Source organism: Salegentibacter tibetensis, from assembly GCF_020164485.1.
GTDB classification, from domain to species: Bacteria; Bacteroidota; Bacteroidia; order Flavobacteriales; family Flavobacteriaceae; genus Salegentibacter; species Salegentibacter tibetensis.
Genome location: NZ_JAIQZA010000157.1, coordinates 1 through 255, shown reverse-complemented (window position 1 = coordinate 255; position 255 = coordinate 1). Strand labels below are relative to the sequence as shown.

At 34.9% G+C, this 255-nt stretch carries 1 pseudogene; it reads right to left on the bottom strand.

From position 1 onward, the window contains the following. Positions 1–255, bottom strand: a pseudogene (locus LB467_RS19655) (AraC family transcriptional regulator); the annotation flags it as partial.

Sequence of the window (255 nt, the reverse complement as noted above, 5' to 3'; positions counted from 1 at the left end):
AATGCAATAAAAGGAGCGATTAAAGCGTATCATTTGCGCAGCATTAATGGCAGTTATTTCAATCTTATGGAATTCTGTCAAACAGATGATCTGGTTTTTATGAAACTCATAAGGAACAGAATCAATGGTAAGATAATTTCCATTCCCGGTGAACCACAACAAAGTAAGGTCGTTAGCCTGAAAATCTGTAATAAGATTTTGATTAGTAGAGGAGATATCACTTATGATAAGTCTCTCGTTTGTTTCTCCTGCAAA